The sequence below is a fragment of the Acidithiobacillus sp. TH-A36 genome (assembly GCF_057473445.1).
Genome location: NZ_JBYCKP010000492.1, coordinates 1 through 1966, shown reverse-complemented (window position 1 = coordinate 1966; position 1966 = coordinate 1). Strand labels below are relative to the sequence as shown.

General features: G+C 56.2%; 3 protein-coding genes. All 3 read right to left on the bottom strand.

The window, feature by feature from the left end; translation table 11 throughout:
• Positions 1–1025 (bottom strand): replicative DNA helicase (locus tag AC2VLY_RS12580; RefSeq protein WP_486893772.1); only part of this gene is annotated, 1025 nt, incomplete at its 3' end.
• A 25-nt stretch (positions 1026–1050) separates the two neighbouring features.
• Entirely contained in the window at positions 1051–1497 is a 447-nt protein-coding gene (rplI, locus tag AC2VLY_RS12575; RefSeq protein ID WP_215862671.1) for a 50S ribosomal protein L9, read from the bottom strand.
• A gap of 36 nt (positions 1498–1533) precedes the next feature.
• The coding region (locus AC2VLY_RS12570; RefSeq protein WP_486922382.1) for a DUF2232 domain-containing protein at positions 1534–1966 on the bottom strand (433 nt) is incomplete at its 5' end.

Below are 1966 nucleotides of genomic sequence, written 5' to 3'. Positions count from 1 at the left end.
ACCCGGTTATCGCCTCTACCCGGAACCTGCATGAGCTGCAGATAATCGACCACAATCAAATCCAGGCCCTGCTCGCGCTTCAGACGGCGTGCCCGGGAGCGCAGGTCGGCAGGAGACAAGGCCGCAGAATCATCGGCAAAAAGTGGGGCGGTGCCCAATTCGCCAATGGCATGGGCCAGTCTTGGCCAATCGTCATTTCCCAGGGTACCGTTACGCAGACGGTGCTGATCGACCCGACCCCGTGATGACAAGGCCCGCAAAACAATTTCGTCTGTAGGCATTTCCATGCTGAACACCAGCACATTTTTGCCTTCAACGCAGGCGACGTGCTCGGCCACATTCATGGCAAAGGATGTTTTTCCCATACTGGGACGACCTGCCACAATCACCAGTTGACCCGGATGCAAACCCGAAGTTTTTTCATCCAGGTCAGCAAAGCCCGTAGCCAGACCAGTAACCCCTTTTTTGTCACGGGCGACTGCCTCAATACGATCAATCACGGCGGGCAAGACTTCATTCAACTGTTTAAAAGCTTTGCCTGACCGCTGCTGTCCTTCTGCCAGTTGGAAAACCCGGCTTTCGGCTTCATCCAGAAGCATCCGCGCTTCGCGCCCGTCAGGCCGGTAAGCCAACTCGGCGATTTCCCGGCCTACCCTAATCAGTTGGCGCAGGGTGGCCCGCTCACGCACAATGTGGGCATAAGCCAGCACATTGGCCGCAGAGGGCGTTTCATTGGCCAGCAGGAGCAAATACTGCACACCGCCGGCATCAGCGAGATGCTCATGATCCTGCAGGGTTTCTGACACCGTGACCGCATCCACGACGCGACCGGCGTTAAGCATGTTGCTGATCGTCTGAAATATCAGCCGATGCCGGCGCTCATAAAAATCTTCTGCGGCGACCGCTTCCATGACCTGATCCGCAGATTCAGGATCAATCAGTAACGCACCGATAACCGATTGCTCGGCCTCAATGGAATGCGGCGGAGCTTTCACCCCGCCGCCGTAGTCATCCTCTTCGTACAAGGTCGCGTCTCAGCGTGCCCGGTGATCAGGCCCGCTCGACAAAAACCATGACATCCAGCTCGACTTCAGGGTGCAGATGGACACGGGCGGGGAATTCACCAATCCGCTTGATGGGGCCATCTACCAGACGAATTTCGGTATGCGCCACTTCATGGCCCTGTGACTTGAGAGCAGCACTGATATCGTGCAAACCCACAGAACCGAACAGACGGCCGTCCTCACCCGCCTGCAGGGCAATTTTCACGACGGCATCAGCCAGAGCGGCTGCACGCTGCTGGGCGGCCTGCAGGCGTTCCATTTCAACCTGCTCCAAAGCCGCCTTGCGCTCGGCAAATTCTTCCAGATTCCGTTGGTTGGCAACTACGGCCTTGCCCTGAGGCACCAAAAAGTTACGTCCATAACCGGGTTTGACTTCGACAACATCACCCAGGCGACCCAGTTTGTTAATACGTTCCAGCAAAATCACTTTCATGTTCAATTCCTCCCAAAAATTCTTGCAAAACGTTCCTCAGGAACGTGGTCTCAATAGTCTTTGCCGCAGGTGAAACACCCTGTCCAGAATTCCCAGCACACTCAGTACCAGCAGCAACTGTGACAACAAAATCAGGGCAATATACAGTCCTACCAGGGCCATGGTGGGCCAGCCTTTGGCAGCAAACCACAAATGCACAAAGCTCAAGCCCTGCAGGAGATACCAGGTCCCGACCAGCAGCGCCAGATTTTGCAATGGCCAGGCCGATGCACCGTGGAGCAGACTAATGCCCAGCAGAGTTGCCACCACCAGCCAGATCAGCACGCCCGGCAATTCCAGGCTGCCGTAAAAGCGTTGCGGTCGATCCAGACCTTGATAACGCTCGTACCAACGACTGGCCAGCAATGCCGCAAGGGTCCATAGCAAAACCAAACCCGCTGCCATGATGCCCGGCAACAAGGGTGCCATA

Excerpts from the sequence above, each read along its gene's own strand:
- rplI (WP_215862671.1), bottom strand. The coding sequence starts at position 1,497 with ATGAAAGTGATTTTGCTGGAACGTATTAACAAACTGGGTCGCCTGGGT.